Origin of the sequence: Shewanella sp. 8A (genome assembly GCF_023475945.1) — a bacterium.
Taxonomy (GTDB): domain Bacteria; phylum Pseudomonadota; class Gammaproteobacteria; order Enterobacterales; family Shewanellaceae; genus Shewanella; species Shewanella xiamenensis.
On record NZ_JAMDJP010000117.1, the window covers coordinates 1 to 289 of the forward strand.

Annotated in this window: 1 protein-coding gene; it reads right to left on the minus strand. The window is 47.4% G+C overall.

The features are described 5' to 3' along the window. On the minus strand, window positions 1-289 hold a 289-nt coding region (locus M0413_RS23160; RefSeq protein WP_249555763.1), incomplete at both ends, for a DDE-type integrase/transposase/recombinase.

The window sequence follows — 289 nt, forward strand, 5'->3', positions numbered from 1 at the left end:
CTCCTGCTTCAGTATGCCATTCACTCTTTCTGCTAATGCATTTTGGTAGCAATCATAACCATCCGTCATTGACGGCTGGATTTGGCTCGCCTGAAGCGCATTCTGATAAACGGCTGAGCAGTATTGTAAGCCTCTGTCTGAGTGATGCACTGCGTTGCCGATATAGCGCTTATCTTTGATGGCCATTTTTAACGCTTTCACCACACTCTCGGCTTTCATGTCTTTACTCACGTGATGACCGACTATCTTACGCGAACTGGCATCGGTGACCAATGACAGGTAGTGCACA